The sequence below is a fragment of the Bradyrhizobium prioriisuperbiae genome, assembly GCF_032397745.1.
Lineage (GTDB): Bacteria > Pseudomonadota > Alphaproteobacteria > Rhizobiales > Xanthobacteraceae > Bradyrhizobium_A > Bradyrhizobium_A prioriisuperbiae.
On record NZ_CP135921.1, the window covers coordinates 3,740,178 to 3,762,325 of the forward strand.

Genomic DNA, 22,148 nt, shown 5'->3' on the forward strand with positions numbered 1-22,148 from the left:
CGCCGCGGCTCAGATCCGCGGGAGCCTGGCCTTGTCCACCAGCGCCGACCATTTGGCGATCTCGGTGCCGATCAGCCGCTTCATCTCCTCGGGCGAACTGCCGCGGGTTTCGCCGCCGATGGCTGTCTCCAGCCGTGTCCTGATGTCGGGATCCCTGAGCATCTCGCGCGTTGCAGTGTTGAGCTTCTCGACGATGGCGGGCGGCGTTCCCTTCGGGGCGAGCAGCCCGGCCCAAGTGCGTACGTCGAACCCCTTCAGGCCGGCTTCATCGGCCGAGGGGATGTTGGGCAGCAGCGCGGTTCGCGTCGGCGAGGTCACAGCGAGGCCGCGGACCGCGCCGCTTTCGATCTGTGGCGCGAGCAGCACGCTGGTCGCGACGATCACCGGGACCTCGCCGCCGAGCAGCGCCGTCAGCGATTGCGAGTCGCCGCGGTAGGGCACGTGGACCATCTCGATCCCCGCCATCGCATTGAGCAGTTCGCCGGCCAGATGATGGGTGCTGCCGAAGCCGACCGAGCCGAAGCTGATGGCGCCGGGTTTTGCCTTCGCCATCGCGATGAGATCACCGAGCGACTTCGCCGGATGATCGCTGCGTACCGCCACCACCAGCGCATAATAGACCACCGTCGAGATCATGTCGAAGCTCTCGACCGGCTGATAGCTGAGGCTCTTGTAGGTCGCGGCCGAAATGGCGTGAGCGCCGGTGACGAGGCCGAGGGTGTAGCCGTCGGGCGCGGCCTTGGCGACGGCATCGGCCGCGATGTTGCCGCCGGCGCCGGGTTTCGCTTCGACGATCACCGGCTGGCCGAATTTTTTCTGCAGCCCTTCCGCCACGATGCGCGACAAGGTGTCGGCGGCGCCGCCGGCGGCAAAGCCATGGATCAGGCGGATCGGCCGCGACGGATAGGCGTCGGCGAACGCCGGCGCGGTGAGCAAACCGAGCGCTGCCGCGAGCGCAAGCCGCCGCGTGATGCTCGTTGAACGGCTGAGCATGGATCGATCCTCCTTGATGTGCACCCGTCCTGACACGGCGGGCGTTATTTTGTGTGTTGGTGCTTGATCAGCTTCTTTTTTGTTTTGACGCGTTTTCTTCACGCGAACCGGTATCCACTTCGCTTGAAAACGCTTTGGAAACCTCAGCGCGCGAACTCCACGCATTCGGGCGAGGGCGCCATGCCCCAGATGTCGCGGGGACGGCCGCCCCACACTTTCGGGCGCTGCGGCCGGTCGCGATGCCAGGGGCGCGGATCGAAATAGCCGAGCTCCTCGTCCGCCATGCGGTCGAGGTCATAGAACAGCTCGACCAGGTGACCGTCGGGACTGCGATGGTAGATCGCGATGTTGTGGCCGGGGCCGTGCCGCACCGGCCCCCAGAGAACCGGGTGCTTGCTGCGCGCGAGAAGGTCGCAGGCCTGCTGCATGTGGGCCGCGCCGCGCAGCTCGAAGGCGATGTGGTGCAGGCGGCGCTCGGGCGCCTGCGCGAAATTCAGGGTGTGATGGTCATGGCCGCTGCGCAGGAACACGAACCGATCCTCGATCCAGTCGGAGACGCGCAGGCCCATCACGCTTTCGCAGAATTTGGCTGTCGCAGCCGGATCCGGCGTGCACATCGCGACATGGCCGAGCTTTGTCACCGACAATCCGCCGATCGGCTCCTTCGCGGACGTGGGCGTCCAGCCGGACACCAACTCGAATTCGGTGCCTTCCGGATCGGTGAAAACAACAGCGGTGGCAATTCCGGGCAATGCGTCGCTGCGCTGCTCGGCGCGCAGGCCCGCCTCCGACAGCTTGCGGCGCATGGCCGCGAGGTCCGCATCGGGCGCGATCTCGAAGGCGATGCGGCGCAGGCCCGGCTGCTCGCCCGCCTCGATCACCAGCGACAGCTGTTCGGACTCGCTGGTGAGATGGATTCGTTCTTTGTCGCGGGCGATCTCGCCGAGGCCGATTACCTGGCGGTAGTAATCGGCGAGGCGCTGCGGATCCACTGACGCGAGGGTCGCGTGCCGCAGCCGTGTCAGTCTGGCGATCGCCTGTGGTTTGCTCATCTGCGTTTCCCCCGAGCGCCGCGTGTCACGGCGTCATGATGATCTTGCCGAGCGCCGCGCCCTGCTCCAGCAGCGTGTGCGCCTTGCGGACATCGGCGAGATTAAACCGCGCCGAGATCACCGGCTTGATCTCGCCCTGCGCCAGTGCCGCGATGACCTCGGTCATCAGCGCGCGACGGCCTTCGCGGTCATGGTCGTAGATGTGAAATGAGAAGCAGCGCACCGCCGGACAGATGTCGAGGAGGTTGCGCATCGCCGCCATCAGGTTCTCTTCGGGCAGGCCGGCGAAGGCATTGTAGGAGACGAGGGTGCCCCATTTGCCGAGCGCGCGGAGATAGCCGGTGAACTCGGGTCCGCAGATGTGGTCGAGCACGAGGCCGACGCCGCGGCCGCCGGTGAGCTCTCGGGTTCGCTCCACCACGTCCTCGCGGCGATAGAAGATGACGTGGTCGGCGCCGTTGCGGCGGGCGAATTCGGCCTTCTCCTCGGTGCTGACGGTGCCGATCACCGTCATGCCGGCGCGTTTGGCGAGTTGCACCAGCGCGGTGCCGACACCGCCGGCCGCACCAATCACCAGCACGCTGCTGTCCGCGCGCGGATGGCCGCATTCCCGCAGCAGCGCCAGCGCCACCTGATAGTTGGCGAGGCAGACGGCGGCCTCAAGATCGATGCCGTCGCCGAGCCTGTGCACGGCATCGGCCGGCGCCACGACATAGTCGGCATAACAACCGCCGCGCTGGGACAGATCGCGAGCGCTGAGCAGCACCTTCTCGCCCACCGCGATATCGGTGACGCCGGCACCCACCGCCGAGATCCGGCCCGCGACATCATTGCCGGGATTCGTCGGCAGCGGCGGCATCCATTTGTAGACGCCGCGACGGATCAACGCGTCCGGCTGGCCGACGCCGAACGCCTCGGCGCGGATCTGCACCTCGCCGGGGCCGGGCGAGGGAATCGGGAGTTCGACATAATCGAGCGCATCCGGCCCTCCGGGACGATGCACCAATACAGCCTTCATGGTGATGTCAGTCCTGTCCTTGGTGTTTCTGTGGGTCTTTATTGGGGGGCTCGATCTATTTTCGAAAATAGTATCCATTACGAAAATTATTGCAAGATGGTTCTAGGCGCGGCATGTTCGCCGCAGCTTCAATGACTCGGCACGGAAGGCGATGTCCGCAGGCGCCCCCCAATCGCGCAAGGAATTCGGCAAGACGATCGCGGCTGACATCACCCATCGGCTGCGCGAAGACATCGTCAGTTGCCGGATGACGCCGGATGAACCGCTGCGCTTCGACGTGCTGAAGCAGCGCTACGGCGCGAGCTTCACCACCCTGCGCGAGGCGCTGACCGCGCTCGCCGCCGAGGGCCTGGTCGACGCGCAGGAGCAGCGCGGCTTTCGCGTGGCGCCGGTGAGCCGGCGTGACCTCATCGAGGTGACCGACGCGCGCGTGCTGATCGAGGTCGAACTGCTGCGCCGGTCGATCGAAAAAGGCGGCGATGACTGGGAAATCGCCGTCATTTCCACGCTGCATCGGCTGCGCCGCATCGAAGAGCGGGCGGACGACAACCCGCTCCAGGATCCGGAATGGACGGCGGCGCACCGCCAGTTCCATCAGGCGCTGGTCTCGGCCTGCGAGTCCAAGACCCTGCTCGCGATCCGCGCCGACCTGTTCGATCGCGCCGAGCGCTATCGGCATCTCTCCGCGAGCTTCCGGCCGCGGCCACGCGACAAGGCGGGTGAGCACCAGGCGATCATGCAGTCGGCGATCTCCCGCAATGCCGATCTCGCGGTGAAGCTGATCGAATCCCACATCCGGACCACCGCCGAAAACGTACTCGCCTACGCCGGCCATCTGCTCGCCGACGCGAAATAAGCCGCCTGACGGAGCGGGAATGGCTTGCGTTCGGCTTTAATTTCGAAAATAATATAAATATCGAAAATTTTCTTATCTCGGGGTGGAAGCATGAAGCTGTTGTCGTTTTCCGAAGGCGGACGGGAGAGCTGGGGGGCCGTGACGGGCGACGCGGTGACCGATCTCGGCCGTGCGTTACCGCAGTATCCGACCCTGGCGGACTTCCTCGGCAGCGTCGATTTCGCTCGCCGCGACGCCATCGTCGCCGCGCACAAGCCGGGGCCCAGGCTGTCGGAGATCAGCTTCCTGCCCGTAATCCCGCGTCCGGAAAAGATCGTCTGCGCCGTGCGCAACTATCTCGATCACCACAACGAGGCAGTGGCGTTCGGGATGAAGCGGGAGATCACCGAGTACCCGCCGATATTCCTGCGGGTCTGGCGCTCCCAGGTCGGCCACAACGCGCCGGTGATCCGGCCGAAAGTCTCCGACAATTTCGATTGGGAGGGCGAGCTTGCGGTGGTGATCGGCAAGGGCGGACGGCACATCAGCCAAGCCGATGCCTGGGATCATGTCGCCGGCTATTCGGCCTACAACGATGTCAGCGTTCGCGACTGGCAGCGCCACGCCCAGCAGATCGCTTCCGGCAAGAATTTCGTTGGTACCGGCCCATTCGGTCCATGGCTGGTGACGCCGGACGAGATCGGCGATCCGACCAAACTCAAGCTGGAGACGCGGGTCAACGGCACGGTGGTGCAGTCGTCGGATACGTCGATGCTGATCTTTTCGATTCCGCGCCTGATCGAATATAGCTCGACCATCTTCGACCTGGTGCCGGGCGACGTCATCGCCACCGGCACGCCGGCGGGCGTCGGCTTCACCCGCAAGCCGCCGGTTTTCCTCAAGGCTGGCGACGTGGTCGAGGTCGAGATCGAGAATATCGGCGTGCTGCGCAATCCTGTGGTAGACGAGGTCTTGGACGAGTGAGCGCTGCGATGACCGCAGCCTATGAGGTGCGCAAGACCGCGCTCAGTGTCGAGACCATCTGGCACGAGCGCGGTCCGCGCCTGCCGCAGCCGCTGCTGGTCGGCACGTCGATTGCGGTGATCCGCAATCCGTTCGCAGGCCGCTACGAAGAAAACCTGCTGCCGTTCCAGGCGGCGCTGCGCGAGCTCGGTCGCGAGCTTGCTGATCAACTGATTGCGCAGCTCGGGGGGGCCGCGCGCATCGAGGCCTATGGCAAGGGCATCATTGTCGGCGAGGACGGCGAGCTCGAGCACGGCGCGGTGTGGCATGAGGCCGGCGGCTGGGCGATGCGCGCAGCGCTCGGTGATCCCAAAGCCATCGTGCCCGCCGCCAAGACCATCGGCGGTCCGGGCACGCGGCTGATGGTGCCGCTCGGACACATTCATGCCGCCTATGTGCGCAGTCATTTCGGCACCGCCGAGATGACCTTGTGGGATGCGCCCCGGCGTGACGAGATTGCCTTTGCGCTGGTGATGGCGACCGGCGGCCGGCCGCATGCGCGGATCGGCGGTCTCAAGGGGTCCGAGATTTCGGTGCACGACGGCCAGCGCTGACGGCGGGCGTCGCTGGTGGTGCGGCGGTGGTCTTGCGGATCACCAGGCTGGTGCCGAGCACATAACGCACATCACTGACCACGCGCGTCTTCAGCATCTCCATCAGCAGCGACACCGCGGCACGGCCCGCCTCCGGGCATGCATTGGAGACGCTGGACAACGCCGGATAAGTCATCGCGCCGAGCACGTCGTCGCAGCCGATCACGCTAAAATCCCTGGGTACGGCCACGCCGCGTGCGGCAAGGCCGGCGAGCGTGCCCTGCGCCATCAGATCGTCAAACGCCACGGCAGCCGTTGCGCGATAGTCGAGCAGGGCAGGGGCGGCGGCGTTACCGGTCTCGAAAGACGCCATCTGCGCCGGCACCATCAGCACCTGCAGATTGTGGACTTTCGCCCTGCGCTGAACGGCGGTACGCCGTTGCGCATTCGACCACGAGCTCTTCGGCCCACTGATATAGGCGATGCGTTTGTGGCCGAGATCAGCGAGATGATCGACCGCCTCGGCGACTCCGACGCCGCTGTCCATCAGCACGCGCGGGATGCCCTTGATGTCCCGGTTGATCAGCACCAGCGGCCGCCGTGCGGCCTGAGCGCGAATCTGCTCTTCGGACAGCCGCGACGAGGCGAGAATGAACCCTTCCACCTGGGTCGCGAAGCGGCTGACCAGCTTTTCCTCCTGGTCCGGATTTTCGTCGGAATTGCCCAGGAACACGCAGAAGTCGAGTTTCTCCGCCTCGACCTGTGCCGCACGGATCAGCGGCGGGAAAAACGGATTGGCCACATCAGGCACCACCAGAGCGACATTGCCGTAGCGTCCGGTCGACAGCGCCCGCGCCGTATGGTTCGGCACGTAGCCGATCTTTTTCGCGATTGCCTTCACCTTGCGCACGGTGTCCGCGTTCAGCATGTCGGGGCGGGTGAAAGCGCGTGACACGGTCGCACGCGAAACCCCGGCGGCGTCCGCCACCTGGCTGATCGTCGGCGCGTCCGGGCGGCTCGATAGGTCGTCCATCAATCGTCCCGTGCGGGGGCAGGCCCGGCCGTTGCCACGTCCTGGCTCGATTTCCCAGCCGCTTGACCCGCAACCGGTTGCAGAGAATAGTACAGGTCGCCGGTGCCGGGAGCAACAACCGCGCGGGACCATTTCCGCTCAGCTGCTTGACGAGTCGTTCAGATGGATTTCGCTGCTGCCACACGCACGCCGACGCACCACCGCATGGTGGAGCGCCTGCGCGTGCGCTCCTTTGCGACGCGCGGAGACATGAGCGAGGCTGCGGCCCGCGATATCGCCGATGAGATCCGCGCAAGGCTGGCTGTCGCCGACGGCGTGCGTTTGATTTTTGCTGCCGCTCCGAGCCAGGCCGGCATGATCGGGGCGCTGATCGCCGAGCCCGGCATCGACTGGTCTCGCGTCACGGCGTTTCACATGGATGAGTATATCGGCCTCGCCACCGAGGCGCCGCAGCGTTTCGCGTTGTGGCTTCAGCAGCGCCTGTTCAATCGCGTGGCGTTCGCCGCCGTGCACCCGATCATCCCGGAGCCCGAGCCGCGTGCCGCCGCCGCGCATTATGCCGAGTTGCTGACCGCGGCGCCGATCGACATCGTGTGTCTCGGCATCGGCGTCAACGGCCACATCGCATTCAATGATCCGCCGGTCGCCGATTTTGCCGATCCGCTGGATGTCAAGATCGTCGCACTCGACGATGCCTGCCGCCGGCAGCAGGTCGACGACGATTGCTTCGCGAATCTCACTGACGTGCCCGAACGCGCGGTGACCTTGACCATTCCTCGACTGCTGCGCGCGCAACGGCTGTTTTGCGTGGTGCCGGGCGCACAAAAACGCACAGCCGTTGAGCGAACGCTTCGCGGTCCGATCACCACCGACTGCCCGGCCAGTGTCCTGCGTCGGCATGCCGATTGCACGCTGTATCTCGACGTGGAGTCTGACCCCGATGTCTGGAACGGTTGATCATATCGTAGGCCGCGATGTCGGCACCGGGCAGGGGCTCTCCGTCACGGTCGCCGATGGCCGCATCACGGCGATTGCGCCGCTGGACCTGGAGTTGGCATCAACGCCTTATCTTTCCGCGGGCCTGATCGACCTGCAGGTCAACGGTTTTCGCGGCCTGGATTTCAATGATGGTGCATTGACGGCTGAGCGGGTGTTGGCGTTGACCCGCATGATGGCCGGCCTTGGCGTCACCACCTATCTGCCGACCCTGATCACCGCGTCCCGTGCCTCGCTTGGTTCGGCGCTCGCGGCCATCGCCGCGGCGCGGCGGCAGGATCCGCTGTGCGAACGGATGATTCCCTTCGTCCATGTCGAGGGGCCGTTTCTTGCAGCCGAAGACGGTCCGCGCGGCGGGCATCCGCGCGAGCATGTGCGTCCGCCCGATCTCGACGAAGTGGCAGAATGGCAGCGCGTCAGTGGTGGCCTGGTCGGCAAGATTACGTTGTCGCCGCATTACGATCAAGCGCCAGCTTTCATTCGCGCGCTGGTCGCACAAGGCATCCTGGTCGCCATCGGTCACACCTCGGCCACGGTTGCGCAGATCCAGGATGCGGTCGCAGCCGGGGCCCGGCTGTCGACGCATCTCGGCAACGGCGCGGCGGCGATGTTGCCGCGGCATCCGAATTTCATCTGGGCCCAGCTGGCCGACGATCGGCTCGATGCCGGTTTCATCGCCGACGGTTTCCACCTGCCGGCCGAGACGTTCAAGGCGATGCTGCGGGCGAAGGGGCTGGGTCGCTCCTACCTTGTCTCCGATACGACGGCGCCTGGTGGCCTGTCGCCCGGCATCTACGATCAGCCGATCGGCGGGCGTGTCGAGGTTGGCAGCGACGGCCGCCTCAGCGTAGTGGGAACGCCGTATCTCGCCGGCGCAAGCCGGCCGCTGTGCGAGGACGTGGCGCTGGCCATCCGCATGGCCGACCTGACGCTGGCCGACGGCATCCAGTTGGCAACGCTCAATCCCGGCCGTTTTGTCGGCGGTCGCGGCCGTCTCGCCATCGGCGAGGTAGCGGATCTCATTCTGTTCGATTGGGAGCAGGGCACGGCATCGCTGGCGATCCGCGAGACCTATGTGTCCGGGGAAAAATACAGTCCTGCGTGATGCGGACGACGGGGCGCTGTTCGCCGGGCTACGCTTCGCCTTGACGCCGCAACCGGTTGCATATCAAATCGGCTGCCGGCCGTTTTTGCCACGGGAGGGGATCATCATGGCTGAAACCTGCTTCGGGAGACGCGGCACCAGGTCTCGCCGGGTTGGATGGCGCTGTCTCGCCGCCTCGGTGATCGCAGTGTGTTTGGCCGGGATCACCAGCGCGCAGGCGCAGAAGCTGATCGTGTGGAGCGGCTATCCCGAGATGGAGCCGTTCTACCGCCATGTCGCCGACGGCATGAAAGCGAAATTCCCCAATCTCCAGGTGTCGGTCGAAGCGATCCCGCTGCGCGAGCATGAGAAGCGCGTCGCGCTTGGCCTGGCGTCGGGCGGGAGTGGCGCCCTGGTGATCGAGCTCGGTACCGCCGGCGCGGCGCGCTATCTCAACAATGATCTCTTGCCGAAGGCGCCGGCCAATGTGGTCGGTTTCGTCGGCAATCCCGCGAATTTCAGCGCCTTCTTCCGCGACAGCGCCAGCCTTGGTGGCGCGGTCTATGGCGTGCCGCTGTTCCATGGCCAGGTGTCGTTGTTCTACAACCTCGACATGTTCAGGGAGGCCGGGCTGACACGCCCGCCCGCGACCATGGCGGAGTACGACGCCTATGCCGAGAAACTGACGCGGCGTGACAGCGCCGGCAAGTCCACGGTCTCCGGCTGGAGCCTGCGCCTCTCGGGCGGTGGTCAGGGCATTGCTGAAAAATTCTGGATCAATCTGTTCCAGTTTGGCGGCAATATCCTCAGCCCGACGGCCGACGGCAAATGGCGGGTGACGCTGGTCAATGAAGCGGGCCGAAACGCGCTGAAGCAATATCTGGTCAACGTCCACAAGACCAAGACCGTGTCGCCGGAGATGCCGGCCGATGCGGAGGCCTTCGAGCGCGGCCAGACCGCGATGTTCATCCGTGAATCCTGGGTCATCGCCGACATCGCCAAGAAGGCGCCGAGCCTCAATTACGCGACCGCGCCGCTGCCGCGGGGGTCGATCAGCATCCCGACCAATCTCTATGTCAGCGCCAAGGGCGCGGAGGCCGATGCCGCCTGGGCTTTCGCTCTGGCCGCCAACGAACCCGACAACCAGATCTGGCTGCTGAAGAACGTGGGGTGGCTGCCGAGCCGCGCCAATATCGACTATTCGCCAGTCACCACATCCGTGCCGGCCTTCAGTGCGTTTGTCGACTATCCCAAGGATTATGGTTTCTTCGCCCTTCCGGCTATCGATGCCAGTGAGGAAGTGCTCGCGCGGGTCGCAGCCAGGCTGGTCACCGCTTTCGCCGACAGCAAGCTTGCGGATGACGACAAGGCGATCGACGCGAACCTCCTGGCTACCGAGACCGAGGTCAACGGAATCCTCAAGCGAGAGGGCCTGCTTGGCAAGTGAACCTCACCACATGATGGTCCATCTCATGCCGCGAGACCTCCTCAAGGCCCTGCGCCTTCACCGCGTCTGAGGGCGAATGCTGCAGCGAAAGAAACTGATCTTTGTAAGTTTGGTGCTGCTGCCGACGCTGGCGATCTATGCCGCGGTCAGGCTGTATCCGATCGGCGAGACGCTCCGGCTCAGCCTGCACCAATGGAACATCCTCTCCAAGAACAAGCCCTTCATCGGCTTCGACAACTTTCGCGAACTGACCGGCGATCCGCTGTTCCTCGAAGCTCTGGTCAACACCACGATCATCGCTTTCGGCGTGCTGATCGTGACCATCCCGCTGGCGCTTTGCCTCGCGGCGCTGATCCACCACCGCACCAAATCGCGCCTCGCCGGCTTCTACGAAACCGCGATCTTCCTTCCTCACGTGGTGTCGCTGGTGCCGGCCGCGATGGCCTGGAAGTGGATTTTCGATGCGCGGCTCGGGCCGCTCAACGCCATGCTTGACTGGTTTGGTGTGGCGCCGAAAGCGTGGCTGTTCGATCCGGTGCTTTCTCTCGTCTGCATTATCGTGCTCTGCTCATGGCAGACGCTCGGTTATGCCGTGCTGATCTATCTTGTCGGCTTCAAGAACCTGCCGCATGCGCTGTACGAAGCGGCGCGCCTCGACGGTGCCTCGGCGCGGCAATCGTTCTGGTTTCTATCGATCCCGCTGCTGAAGCCGATCACCTTGTATGTATCGGTGGTCACCCTGGTTTCCGGCTTCAATGTTTATGCACAGGCCTTCGTCCTGGCCTCGGATTCGCAGGGCGCGCCCGGCCGCCAGGTGCGCGTGCTGGTGCTCGATATGCTGGAGAACAGCTTCCGCAACTACCGCGTCGGTTACGCGGCTTCCGAAGCCGTGGTCCTGCTGGTCATCGTGCTCGTCCTCACGCTGATCCAATTTTCGCTCTTGCGCGAGAAGGGCCGGGCATGACGCTCTCCGCCAACGCCATTCCCTTCGACGATGTCGCCGGCGACCGCCGCCGTCGTCTGAAGACTCTGCTGACGAACCTCGTCATCGACATCATCTTGACCGCGTTTTCCATCGCGATGCTGCTGCCGCTGGTCTTCCTGGTCGCCAATGCCTTCAAGACGCCGCAGGAGATGCTGCTCTGGCCGCCGCCGATCGTGCCGCACCATCCGACCCTGGATAACTTCAAGTCCGTGCTCAGCGACACGCCGCTGCTGACCTGGATCTGGAACAGCCTGCTGTTCGCCTGTCTCTCGACCCTGTCGATCATGACGACGTCGGCGATCGCCGGCTATGTCCTCGGCAAGTTCTCGTTCAAGATTCTCAACATCGTTTTTGCGATCATCCTGGGGACCGCGATCATCCCGTTCGAGGTCTACATGATTCCGCTCTATTTCCAGGTGAAGGCGCTGGGCGCGCTGAATTCCGTCTGGGGGTTGCTTGTCGGCTATCTGGTGATGAGCTTTGGCATTTTCTTGATTCGGCAGAACGTCATTCACTCCATTCCGGATGAATTGCTGGAGGCCGCGCGTATTGATGGCGCCGGCGAACTCTGGGTGTTTGTCTATATCGTGCTGCCGCTGCTGCGCGCCCCGCTTGCCGCGCTTGGCGTGCTGGCCTTCTTCCAGGCCTGGACGGCATTCGCCTGGCCGCTGATCGTCACCTCGACCAAGACGGCCTACACCATCGAGGTTGGCCTCGCGCTATTTCAGACCGGCTTTACGGTCGACCTCGGCCGTCTCAGCGCCGCATCGTCGATTGTGCTGATTCCCAGCATCACCCTCTTTGTGTTCCTGCGCCGCCAGTTCGTTCAGGGCGTGGCGAGCACCGGCCTCAAAGAGTGAGCCGGCGCTGTCGCCACCGCATCAGAGCGGCCTGCTGCAGAGCTCCTCAATACTGCGCCCGCCATCCATTCGGCGTCCGCACGATCTGGCCGGGAAAGTCGATGTTCGCCACACAGTTGGCGTTCATGTCGGCCGCGGCCTGCAGGCATTCCTGGTAGCTATAGTAGCCGCAGATCTGCGGCGCGCCGCCCGGACCGTTGGAGGAGCCCGGCAGCAGACAGAACGGCGACGGCCCCTGCCGCGATGGCGTGGCCTGCGCCGACGTTGTCGAGATGGCAAACGGCACTGCTGCTGCAAACGCCAGAGCGGCGGCCAGGAAAGTTGCTTTTCGATTGAATCTCATGGTTCGTCTCGGTGTGCTGGAGTGGATGGCCGTGCCGGGCGCGCACCTGCCCGAACCGGGAAACGCGAAACGTCGCGCCGGTGTCGAGCTGCCGCGGGCGGCAGGCCGTCTAGATCATGTTCGTGATCGTCAGTTGGGAGGCTTCCGAAGAAGTCTCATGCCACAAAGATAGTGAGCAGGCGCAGCATTCCCAATTAAATACGCGTTTATTCCTTTGTTCGTGATTGATTGTGTTTGGTCGTAAACGCAGCTTGCCAACATGAATTTGAATTTAGTTTTGGCTGCTATGACGGGGTGCTTACCTCTGCGTGCGCTCACCGGCACGAATGCTGCATGACCGAACCCATGTCGTTCGACACATCTGGGGCTCGACATCTCCTCGGGCATCCGGTTCGATGCGCACGGCCGCTGGCAGTGAATACCGTGAAAGTTCGCAATGCATATTGAGACGGATGTCCTGGTGATTGGCGCTGGCGGGGCCGGCATGTATGCGGCGCTCGAAGCAGCTAGCGCGGGAGCCAGCGTTGTCCTGGCCGATCGCAGTTTGATTGGCCGTGGCGGGGCCACCGTGATGGCGCAGATGACGGTGGCGGCCGCGCTCGGCGAACAAACCCCCGATCATTGGGAATATCATCTTGCCGACACGCTTGCGGCTGGTCGTGGCCTATGTGACGAGCGGCTCGCGGCTCTCGTGTGTGAGGACGGGCCGCGGCGAATCCGCGAGATGGATGCCTGGAAGGTCGGCTGGGCCCGCGAGGGCGATCACATCACCCAGGCGCAGGCGCCCGGCCACGATCGGCCGCGCTGCGTCTATGTGGATTTTCTGTCCACCGGGCCCGCGGTGTCCCGGACGCTGCGGGCACGGCTGATCGGCGCGGGCGGCGTCCGCCGTATTGGTGATCTCGCCATCGTCGATATCGCCGTGCGCGACGGCGAAGCCTGCGGCGCGACCGCGCTGCATCTTCCGACCGGGCGCATTGTCACGCTTGCAGCGAAGGCTGTCGTGATCGCGACCGGTGGACTGACGCGGCTCTATCGGCGCAACAGCGCCTCCGCCAACATGGGCGGCGATGGCTATGCGCTGGCGCTGCGCGCCGGTGCCGAGCTCATCGACATGGAGTTTGTGCAGTTCTTCCCCATCGGTCATTTGGCGCCGCGTCTGGTCGGCATGGATCCGATCATGTGGGATCCGTTCCGCTACAAGCTTGGCGGCAAGTTGCTGAACGCCGAGATGCGCGAATTCGAAGACGATTACGCCACCCGCGATGCGCGCAACGACGGCCGCTACGTGCTGACACGCGATCTCGCCACCTATGCGATCTCCAAAGAAGTCGAAGCCGGGCGCGGCAGCCCGGCCGGCGGCGCGTATCTCAGTTTTCAGCACGTCCCCGAAGCCGACATCCGCCGTGCCTTCGGCCCCGTCGTCGATCGGCTGGCGGCGAACGGCATCGATCTGGCTCGCCAGCCGGTGGAGGTGGCGCCGATCGCGCATTATCACATGGGTGGTGTCCGCGTGGACGAGACATTGCAGACGCGCGTTCCGGGCCTCTACGCCTGCGGTGAGGCGGTCGGCGGCGCCAATGGTGCCAACCGCCTGTCGGGCAATGCGATCACCGAGGCTTTTGTGTTCGGCGCGCGCGCCGGCCGCTATGCGGCGCTGCGGGCACTGAGGCAGTCATCGGCATGGTCCGAAGCGGCTGTGCATCCCACGGTCGACCTGTTGCGCAGCGCATCGCGACGGTCTGGGCCGAATCTGGCGACGACCGTCGCAGAATTGCAGACGCTGATGGCCGAAAAGGTAGGCCCGTTTCGCACCGAAGAGAAACTTCGCGTGGCTTCCGAGGGGCTCGCACGGCTTACTGCAGACATCGGCGAGATACCGCTTGCGTCGGCGGATGGATTCGATCCTGTGCTGGTCGATTGGCTGGATCTCCGCAACATGCTGCTGGTCGCGCGTGCGGTCACCCAGCCGGCGCTGGCCCGCACCGAAAGCCGCGGCGCCCACCAGCGGGAAGATCATCCAGGGCTCGATGATGCCTGGAGCGTCAATCAGATCGTGTCTCTTGTCGAGGGCAAGCTCGCCCTCGATCGCCATGCGCCACAGCCGGGGAGGGTTGCGGCATGAAGGCGACCCTTGCCATTCAGCGCGGCACACCTGATGCGGGTGTGCACGTTGAGTCGTTTGACGTTGCATTTGAATCCGGACAATCGGTGCTCGACGGCTTGCGTGCGCTCCGCCGTGAAGCCGATCCGTCCCTGGCGTTTCGCTTCGCCTGCATCAATGCCAACGCCTGCAAGGAGTGCATGATGCTGATCGACGGCAAGGTCGATTACGCCTGCACGGTTCGTCTGAAAGAGGGCGTGACCGCGCTCGCGCCGCTGCCGAAAAAGGCACTGATCCGCGATCTCGTGACCGAGATCGCGCCACCGGATGAACGGCTCCAGTTTTAACTGGACAAGACCAGAAATTTCGACGGCCAATCGTCTGAAATCTGCTGGCGCCTCATGTTCTGGCTGGCGAGCAGCAGCACAATAATGAGTGCCAGACCGAGAGTCAGGCATTTCCAGAACAGCAGCGGATTGCGTTCCATGAGCGGCCTGGGTCGGGAGTCGAGAAACGCCGCGTTGGGTTGGCGAAAGTCGTGGATCAATTCGGAGAGCGCCTCATGGCGCTGGTACGGATCCGGATGCACGGCCTTGCGGAGAACCCCATCGATCCATGCCGGAATCTCGCGATTCTCGTCCAAAGCGGATCTGTATTTCAGCTTTCTTTGTTGTGACTTTGTGCGCGCCTTGGCCATCTCCGTGCCGTAGGGCAGTCGTCCCGTCAGCATCTGATATGTGATCACCCCAAGAGAGAACAGATCGGAGCGGGGCGAGCCGTTCTCGCCGAGGAAGTATTCGGGCGCCGTGTACTGAGCGGTGCCCAGGATGTCGTCGTGGCCGGCGAGGGGGGCGGCTTCGACCACGCCGGTGACCTTGGTGGAGCCGAAATCGATAATTCTCACCGTTCCGTTCCTGTCGATCATGACATTGGCGGGCCGTAGATCCTGATGCAGCATTTCCTTGCGGTGAAAGGCGCGCAATCCCTTGGCGATCTGCTCCGCTATGCCGCGGACCGTTTCCAGATCGGGCCTTGGATTGTCGATCATCCACTGGGCCAGCGTCTGCCCGTCGATGAATTCGGTGACGATGTACAGGAAGTTGCGTTTTCTGGATAACAGGCTGGGCTTCAGGACGTGGGCGCTGTCGATGCGCCGGGCCACCCACTCCTCCATCATGAAGCGCTTGATATAAGCGGCATCGCCGCGCAGATCGATCGAAGGGATCTTGATCGCGACGACAGCGTCGGTCTCGATGTCGGCGGCGAGATAGATGTGGCTCCGGCTGCTGGCGTGCAGCTCTCTCAGGATTCGATAGCCGTCGAATACCATGCGGGCCTCCAACAGCGGCGGCAGTGGCAATTCGGACGCCTGGCCGGCAGCTTCGCTCGCCTCGCCGAGGGGCAGGTCGTCGATACGGACGATCTGAACCGTGAGATTGTCTGCGCTACCGCGCCGGTATGCCTCATCGACAATGGCGTGGGCGACGGCGTCGAGATTGTCCGCGCCGCCCTTGATTGCCTCGGCAATGAAGCGGGCGGGGACGTGCTCGTAAATGCCGTCGGTCACCAGCAGAAACGTATCCCCCTTTTCGATTTGCTGCGCCTGGTAGTCGATTTCGATCTGCGGATTGATCCCCAGCGCCCGGCTCAAATAGCTTTGCTGCGATGAGACGGCGACGCGGTGGTCGTTGGTGAGTTGCTCGAGGGCGTTGCCGGTGAGGCGATAAATCCGGGAGTCGCCGATATGGAAAATATGCGCAGTGGTGGATTTGATGACCATCGCGCTCATCGTGCAGACGTAACCCTTGTCCTTGTCGTAAGGGTTCTGGCTCTGCCGTGTCTGTGCATACAGCCAGGAATTGGTCGCTGCGATGACACGTTGCGCCGACGTCTTGACCGACCAGGAGTCCGATGTGCAATAGTAGTCGGTCAGGAAACCCTTGACGGTCGATTCACTGGCGATGCGGCTGACCCTGCTGCTGCTGATGCCATCGGCGAGGACGACGGCGATCCCCTTCAATCCCAGCAGCGGTTCTTCGGGGATCAAGGCGCCATGGAAGTCCTGATTGGTCTCCTTGCGACCTCTGTTCGAATGCTGCCCGATCGATATCTGAAGCTGCCGCGTCATCGCTCACGCTATAGGAAAGAGGGGGCCTCGCCCGAGGTGAGACCCCCTGATTTCGATCAGTAAGCCACTCGTTTCGGCGCCGTCTTCACATGCGTGGCATACAAAGTCAGCCCGGTGAAGGCCAGCCCGCCCACCAGATTGCCGACGACGGTGGGGATTTCATTCCAGAGCAGGTAGTCCACCAGCGTGTAGTGTCCCCCCATCAGCAATCCCGAGGGGAACAGGAACATGTTCACGATGGAATGTTCGAAGGTCATGGCGAAGAACAGCATGATCGGCATCCACATCGCAATCACTTTGCCGCTGACCGAGGTGGAGATCATCGCGCCGACGACGCCCGCCGACACCATCCAGTTGCAGAGCATGCCCCGAACAAACAGCGTCAGCATGCCGGCCGCGCCGTGTTGCGCGTAGCCGACCGTGCGGGATTCACCGATGCCGGCGATCACGGCGCCCACCTTGTCCGGTGGGCTGGAAAAGCCGAACGTGTAGACAATCGACATCATCACCGCGACGGTGAAGGCGCCGCCGAAGTTGCCGATGAAAACCAGGCCCCAGTTGCGCAACACCCCGCCGATCGTCACGCCGGGGCGCTTGTCGATCAACGCCAGCGGCGCCAGCACGAAAACGCCGGTCAGGAGATCGAAGCCGAACAGATACAGCATGCAGAAGCCGACGGGGAACAGGATCGCACCGATAATCGGATAACCGGTCTGAACGTTGACCGAAACAGCGAAGGCAGCGGCGAGCGCCAGGATCGCACCGGCCATGTAAGCACGGATGATGGTGTCTCTGGTCGACATGAAGATCTTGGATTCGCCGGCGTCCACCATCTTGGTCACGAATTCCGACGGCACGAGATAGGCCATTAAAGCTCCCCTTGATTATTCGATAAAAAGCGAAAGTGCGTTGTCTTCACGGCGCCGCGGCGACGCTCATGTCGAGATAGATGCGGCCGTTCTCCAGTTTGACTGGAAAGCTTCTGGCGCAGCCGCTGTCCGCGCCGGTGGCTTTGCCGTCATCGAGATTGATGATCCAGTTGTGCAGCGGGCAGGCAACCTTGCGGCCGTGCACGATCCCGTCACTCAGGGGACCGCCCTTGTGGGGACAGCGGTTCTCGAGCGCGAACACCTCGTCGCTTGCTGTGCGGAAAACCGCGATCTCGCGCCGCGGTGTCTTGACCGTGCGGGCACCTCTTGGAGGGATTGCGTGCAGTGGTCCGACATCGAACCAGAAATCGTTTGATTGTTTCATGTCTTTGCTCATTCGGCAGCGGCTGGCATGATGAGATTGAGTTCGGCGAGCGGCATGAATTCATGCAGCTCCCGGCCCGCGGCACGCTCGGCCCAGGGGTCTTTGCGCACCGCGCGTTGCGATTGCTGGAAGCGATCGAACAGCGCGCGGCGGCCTTCGTGATCGTCCATGATGGCGGCGCGAACCTTGTCGAGGCCGACCTTCTCGACCCACTTCCAGACCCGCTCCAGATAGCCGGCCTGTTCGCGATAGAGCTGCATGGTTGCGGCGACGTATTCCAGCGCTTCCTCTTCGGTATCGACATGGCCGAGCAGGTCGGTTGCCCGGACATGGAGTCCGGCCGCGCCGGCAATGTGGATGTCGTAGCCGGACTCGACGCAGATGATGCCGATGTCCTTCACCGTCGCCTCGGCGCAGTTGCGCGGACAGCCGGAGACCGCAAGCTTCACCTTCGCCGGGGTCCAGGAGCCGCAGAGCAGCCGCTCGAGCTTGACGCCAAGGCCGGTCGAATCCTGTGTTCCGAACCTGCACCAGTCGGTGCCCACGCAGGTCTTCACGGTACGCAAGCTCTTGGCGTAGGCCTGGCCGGACACCAGGCCGGCCGCATTGAGCTGGGCCCACACCGCCGGCAGATCCTCTTTCCGGACACCGAGCAGATCGATCCGCTGGCCACCCGTCACCTTGACGGTCGGGATCTTGAATCGATCGGCGACATCGGCGATCGCCCGCAATTCGTTCGGCGTCGTCAGTCCGCCCCACATCCGCGGCACGACCGAGAACGTGCCGTCCTTCTGGATGTTGGCATGCACGCGCTCGTTGATGAAGCGCGATTGGGCGTCATCCCGATATTCGCCCGGCCACGCACACAGCAGGTAGTAGTTGAGTGCGGGCCGGCAGGACGGGCAGCCGCAGGAGGTTTTCCAGCCCAGTTCCTGCATCACGGCCGGAACCGACTTCAGCTCTTTCGAAACGATGAAGCCGCGGACTTCTTCATGGGTCAGGTCAACGCATTTACACATCGGCTTGCGGGCGCCGCCGGCATACTTGTCGCCCAGTGTTGCAACCAGAAGCGCTTCGACCTTCGACGTGCACTGCCCGCAGGAGGCCGAGGCCTTGGTCTGAGCGCGGAGTTCGTCGAGCGTGGTCAGGCCCTTCGCCGTGATCGCCTGGGTGATGGTCCCCTTGCAGACGCCGTTGCAGCCGCAGATTTCGACATCATCCGACAGGCCGGCGACGGCTGCGATGGGGTCGAGGGGAACGCCGCCCTGGTAGGCCTGCCCGGAAATCAGGGTGTCGCGCATTGCCGTGATGTCGGCATTCTTCTTGAGCAAGTCGAAGTACCAGGCGCCGTCGGCGGTGTCGCCATACAGCACCGCGCCGATAACGCGGTTATCCTGCAGCACGATGCGCTTGTAGACGCCGCGCCGGGGATCGCGCAGGACGATTTCGTCGTTCTCGTCGCCTTCCGCGAAATTACCCGCCGAGAAAAGATCGACGCCCGTGACCTTGAGTTTTGTCGATGTGACCGAGCCCGCATAGCCCGGCACTTGCTCCCCCGCGAGCGTCGCCGCGAGCGTCCGGGCCATTTCATAGAGGGGGGCGACCAACCCGTAGCATTGGCCGCGATGCTCGACGCATTCGCCGACAGCGAAGATGTTGTCGTCGCTGGTGCGGAGAAAATCGTCGACCACAAGACCTCGCTTCACCTCGAGGCCGGCCTCCTTGGCGAGGATTGCGTTCGGGCGAATGCCGACGGCCATCACCACGAGATCGGCCGGCAGGGTGCGGCCGTCGTCCAGCCGCACCGCTTCAACCTTGTCGCTGCCGAGAATGGCGCTGGTATTGGCGCCCGTCAGGATCTCGATGCCGCGCTGTTCAATCGCCTTCTGCAGCAGATAGGCGGCGTTCGGATCGAGTTGCCGTTCCATCAGGGTCGGCATGAGATGCACGACTGATGTCTTCATCCCGTTGGCCGCGAGACCTGCGGCTGCCTCCAGGCCAAGCAGGCCGCCGCCGATGACCACGGCATTGCCGCCCTTCCTTGCGGCTGTCAGCATGGCGTCCACGTCATCGAGATCGCGGAAGGTCACGACACCGGGCAGTTCGGCGCCGGGGACGGGGATCAGGATGGGCCGCGATCCCGTTGCGATGATCAGTGCGTCGTAGGGGTGAATCGCGCCCGTTTCGGTGCGAACGGTGCGCGCAGCGCGGTCGATCGCGACAACCGGCTCGCCCTTGCGCAGATCGATATTGTGCCGCGCATACCATGCGTCGTCATGCACGACGATATCGTCGAACTGCTTGTCCCCGGCGAGCACCGGTGACAGCATGATCCGGTCGTAATTGACGCGCGGCTCGGCGCCGAAAATGGTGACGTCGTAGCGTTCGGGCGCGCGCTCGAACAACTCTTCGAGCACGCGGCCTGCCGCCATTCCGTTGCCGAGAACGACGAGCTTCTGCCTTGGTGCGGTGGACCGGTGTTCCATGTGCCATCCTGTTGTCCAACCGCGATCGATCGGAAACAGGGCTGCGCAGGCCATCCTCGGATGACGTCACGACGACCGCACCAAGCCTCCTGAATAAACGAGGTTGCTTCGAGCTGTCCCTGCGCCATGGCCAGCATTGGCCTCGGCAATCCGATGGACGGCGGTCGTCATTGACTGAACACTTGCAAGCAATCAACATGCCAACGTGCGGCGTGGACCAAGCAACTGAAATCACGCAGTATTTTTCCGCCGAGAACCGAGGCTCCGGTTGGCGTTGCTGCTTCGTGCTTGTGCAGATGCACAGATCTCGCGCACCGGAAGCCTCGCGACGTCGTCCGGTTGTCGCAGAAATGTCGGCCCCCTGTCAGACGACGCAGGCAGCGTCCGCCGCATCGATTCGGCGGCGGAGGCCAAATGGTCGTCACTCAGCGCAACGGCGCGGCGCTCACGCGGCGCCGGTTTCTGACGGCGGTATCGTCGGCGGCGATCACCGCCGTGGGCGGCATCGCCAGGCCGTCTCTTAGCCGCGCAGCCGACCGCCCGGTGATCACCCACGGTGTCCAGTCCGGTGATGTCTCCCTCGAGTCCGGCATCGTTTGGACACGCACCGATCGGCCTGCGCGCATGTTGGCAGAGATCGCCACCAGTGACAGCTTCAAAACCATCCATGGCGCCGTCTCCGTCGATGCGCTCCCCGACACCGACTTCACCGCCAAGGCGCTGCTTCAGGGCCTGCCGGCGGGACAGGACGTGTTCTATCGCGTTCGCTTCCAGGACCACTCTTTCTCCGGCGCGTTGAGCGAGCCGCAGGTCGGGCGTTTTCGCACGGCGCCGCGCGACCGCCGCTCGATTTCTTTTGTGTGGTCGGGCGATACTGGTGCGTGGGGCATAGACGAAGCGCGCGGCGGAATGCGCACCTATGCGACCATGGCGAAATGCCGGCCCGACTTCTTCATCCACTCGGGCGATCACATCTATGCCGACAGCCCGATCCCGGCGGAGAGCACGCTTCCCAATGGCGAGATCTGGAGAAACCTTGTCACCGAGGAGAAATCCAAGGTCGCCGAGACGCTGGCGGAGTTTCGCGGCAACTACAAATATAACCTGCTGGATCGCAATCTGCGCGCTTTCAATGCGGAGGTGCCGATGCTCGCGCAATGGGACGATCACGAGGTCACCAATGACTGGTGTCCCGATGGCGACCCGCGCATGGTTCAGCTCGCGGCGCGCGGCGGCCGCGCCTTTCATGAATTCATGCCGATCCGCCGGATCGGGGCGGAGGCCAGCCGTGTCTACCGTAAGGTCGCCTATGGCCCGCTGCTCGATGTGTTTCTGCTCGACATGCGATCCTATCGTACCGCCCTCGACGAGCAGGGCGCGGCCGCGGCGATCCTCGGCCCGGCGCAGATGGCATGGCTCAAGCACGAACTGATGAATTCGCACGCCACCTGGAAGATCATCGCGGCCGATCTCCCGATCGGTGTTGTGAGCGGCGATGCGGTCGCGCAAGGCGATGGCCCCGCACGCGGCCGCGAGATCGAGATCGCCGACCTGCTGACCTTCATCAAGCGCGCCGGCATTCGCAACACCGTGTGGCTGACCGCCGACATGCATTATACGGCAGCGCATTATTACGATCCGAATGCCGCGGTGTTTCAGGATTTCGAACCGTTCTGGGAGTTCATCTCCGGCCCGCTGCATGCCGGGACCTGGCCGCCGCAACGGCTGGACAACACCTTCGGACCGCGCGCGGTATTCCAGAAGGGCTGCAGCGGTGATCAGCCGGACGACCTCGCGCCCTGCTTCGGCCTGCAGTTCTTCGGCCATGTCGCGATCGACGGCGCGACCGAAGTGATGACGGTCACATTGAAGGACGTCGACGACCGCGACCTCTGGGCCACCCGGATCGAGCCGCAGACAGAGAAGCGATCGCGCGAATCTCGATTGGTTCGCGGCGGGATCTGACGGTTGCGG

General features: G+C 63.9%; 20 protein-coding genes. 11 read left to right on the top strand and 9 right to left on the bottom strand.

The window, feature by feature from the left end; all coding sequences use genetic code 11:
* Nucleotides 1–9: 9 nt before the first annotated feature.
* The 3 genes from RS897_RS17560 to RS897_RS17570 form a co-directional block, all read right to left on the bottom strand.
* A complete protein-coding gene (locus RS897_RS17560) occupies nt 10–993 on the bottom strand; it encodes a tripartite tricarboxylate transporter substrate binding protein (RefSeq protein WP_315837778.1) in 984 nt (327 codons plus the stop codon).
* Between the two features lie 143 nt (nt 994–1,136).
* Nucleotides 1,137–2,045 (bottom strand): VOC family protein, encoded by a 909-nt coding sequence (locus tag RS897_RS17565; RefSeq protein WP_315837779.1) that lies wholly within the window; start codon nt 2,043–2,045, stop codon nt 1,137–1,139.
* Nucleotides 2,046–2,070: 25 nt separating this feature from the next.
* Complete coding sequence (locus RS897_RS17570; protein ID WP_315837780.1) at nt 2,071–3,063, bottom strand: zinc-dependent alcohol dehydrogenase family protein; 993 nt, start codon at nt 3,061–3,063, stop codon at nt 2,071–2,073.
* Between the two features lie 151 nt (nt 3,064–3,214).
* Between RS897_RS17570 and RS897_RS17575 the strand changes: the two genes are divergently transcribed.
* The 3 genes from RS897_RS17575 (at nt 3,215) to RS897_RS17585 (ending at nt 5,475) form a co-directional block, all read left to right on the top strand.
* Nucleotides 3,215–3,919 (top strand): GntR family transcriptional regulator, encoded by a 705-nt coding sequence (locus RS897_RS17575; protein WP_315837781.1) that lies wholly within the window; start codon nt 3,215–3,217, stop codon nt 3,917–3,919.
* A gap of 90 nt (nt 3,920–4,009) precedes the next feature.
* Nucleotides 4,010–4,882 carry a fumarylacetoacetate hydrolase family protein gene (locus RS897_RS17580; RefSeq protein ID WP_315837782.1) on the top strand — a complete coding sequence of 291 codons (873 nt, stop codon included), beginning with the start codon at nt 4,010–4,012 and terminating at the stop codon, nt 4,880–4,882.
* Between the two features lie 8 nt (nt 4,883–4,890).
* Nucleotides 4,891–5,475, top strand: a complete 585-nt coding sequence (locus RS897_RS17585) for an amino acid synthesis family protein (protein ID WP_315837783.1) — start codon at nt 4,891–4,893, stop codon at nt 5,473–5,475.
* Here the strand turns inward: RS897_RS17585 and RS897_RS17590 are convergent.
* Nucleotides 5,435–6,487, bottom strand: coding sequence for a LacI family DNA-binding transcriptional regulator (locus RS897_RS17590; protein ID WP_315837784.1), 1,053 nt, complete (start codon nt 6,485–6,487; stop codon nt 5,435–5,437). The two genes, RS897_RS17585 and RS897_RS17590, sit on opposite strands and share 41 nt — an antisense overlap.
* A gap of 162 nt (nt 6,488–6,649) precedes the next feature.
* On the opposite strand from RS897_RS17590, the gene RS897_RS17595 reads away from it, so the two are divergent.
* From RS897_RS17595 to RS897_RS17615, 5 genes are all read left to right on the top strand, one after another.
* Nucleotides 6,650–7,444: a glucosamine-6-phosphate deaminase gene (locus tag RS897_RS17595; RefSeq protein ID WP_315837785.1), complete on the top strand. Its 795-nt coding sequence runs from the start codon at nt 6,650–6,652 to the stop codon at nt 7,442–7,444.
* Nucleotides 7,428–8,588, top strand: a complete 1,161-nt coding sequence (locus RS897_RS17600; protein ID WP_315837786.1) for an N-acetylglucosamine-6-phosphate deacetylase — start codon at nt 7,428–7,430, stop codon at nt 8,586–8,588. The genes RS897_RS17595 and RS897_RS17600 overlap by 17 nt, the downstream gene beginning before the upstream one ends.
* 106 nt (nt 8,589–8,694) lie before the next feature.
* Nucleotides 8,695–10,014 carry an ABC transporter substrate-binding protein gene (locus tag RS897_RS17605; RefSeq protein WP_315837787.1) on the top strand — a complete coding sequence of 440 codons (1,320 nt, stop codon included), beginning with the start codon at nt 8,695–8,697 and terminating at the stop codon, nt 10,012–10,014.
* A gap of 76 nt (nt 10,015–10,090) precedes the next feature.
* Nucleotides 10,091–10,978, top strand: a complete 888-nt coding sequence (locus tag RS897_RS17610; protein ID WP_315837788.1) for a carbohydrate ABC transporter permease — start codon at nt 10,091–10,093, stop codon at nt 10,976–10,978.
* Nucleotides 10,975–11,859, top strand: coding sequence for a carbohydrate ABC transporter permease (locus tag RS897_RS17615; protein ID WP_315837789.1), 885 nt, complete (start codon nt 10,975–10,977; stop codon nt 11,857–11,859). Before RS897_RS17610 ends, RS897_RS17615 begins: the two co-directional genes overlap by 4 nt.
* A 46-nt stretch (nt 11,860–11,905) precedes the next feature.
* Here the strand turns inward: RS897_RS17615 and RS897_RS17620 are convergent, their stop codons facing one another.
* Nucleotides 11,906–12,202 carry a DUF3551 domain-containing protein gene (locus RS897_RS17620; protein ID WP_315837790.1) on the bottom strand — a complete coding sequence of 99 codons (297 nt, stop codon included), beginning with the start codon at nt 12,200–12,202 and terminating at the stop codon, nt 11,906–11,908.
* Between the two features lie 436 nt (nt 12,203–12,638).
* On the opposite strand from RS897_RS17620, the gene RS897_RS17625 reads away from it, so the two are divergent.
* On the top strand, nt 12,639–14,327 hold the full coding sequence (locus tag RS897_RS17625; RefSeq protein WP_315837791.1) for an FAD-binding protein: 1,689 nt from the start codon (nt 12,639–12,641) through the stop codon (nt 14,325–14,327).
* On the top strand, nt 14,324–14,653 hold the full coding sequence (locus RS897_RS17630; RefSeq protein ID WP_315837792.1) for a 2Fe-2S iron-sulfur cluster-binding protein: 330 nt from the start codon (nt 14,324–14,326) through the stop codon (nt 14,651–14,653). The genes RS897_RS17625 and RS897_RS17630 overlap by 4 nt, the downstream gene beginning before the upstream one ends.
* On the opposite strand, the gene RS897_RS17635 is transcribed toward RS897_RS17630, so the two are convergent.
* From RS897_RS17635 to nirB, 4 genes are read right to left on the bottom strand one after another with little or no spacing between them, the layout of a single operon-like run.
* On the bottom strand, nt 14,650–16,434 hold the full coding sequence (locus RS897_RS17635) for a bifunctional protein-serine/threonine kinase/phosphatase (RefSeq protein WP_315837793.1): 1,785 nt from the start codon (nt 16,432–16,434) through the stop codon (nt 14,650–14,652). The genes RS897_RS17630 and RS897_RS17635 overlap by 4 nt on opposite strands.
* Nucleotides 16,435–16,490: 56 nt before the next feature.
* A complete protein-coding gene (locus RS897_RS17640) occupies nt 16,491–17,303 on the bottom strand; it encodes a formate/nitrite transporter family protein (RefSeq protein WP_315837794.1) in 813 nt (270 codons plus the stop codon).
* 46 nt (nt 17,304–17,349) lie between these two features.
* Nucleotides 17,350–17,688 (bottom strand): nitrite reductase small subunit NirD, encoded by a 339-nt coding sequence (gene nirD, locus RS897_RS17645; RefSeq protein WP_315837795.1) that lies wholly within the window; start codon nt 17,686–17,688, stop codon nt 17,350–17,352.
* 8 nt (nt 17,689–17,696) lie between these two features.
* Nucleotides 17,697–20,174, bottom strand: a complete 2,478-nt coding sequence (nirB, locus tag RS897_RS17650) for a nitrite reductase large subunit NirB (protein WP_315837796.1) — start codon at nt 20,172–20,174, stop codon at nt 17,697–17,699.
* Between the two features lie 414 nt (nt 20,175–20,588).
* On the opposite strand from nirB, the gene RS897_RS17655 reads away from it, so the two are divergent.
* Nucleotides 20,589–22,139: an alkaline phosphatase D family protein gene (locus RS897_RS17655; RefSeq protein WP_315837797.1), complete on the top strand. Its 1,551-nt coding sequence runs from the start codon at nt 20,589–20,591 to the stop codon at nt 22,137–22,139.
* The last annotated feature ends 9 nt before the right edge of the window (nt 22,140–22,148 follow it).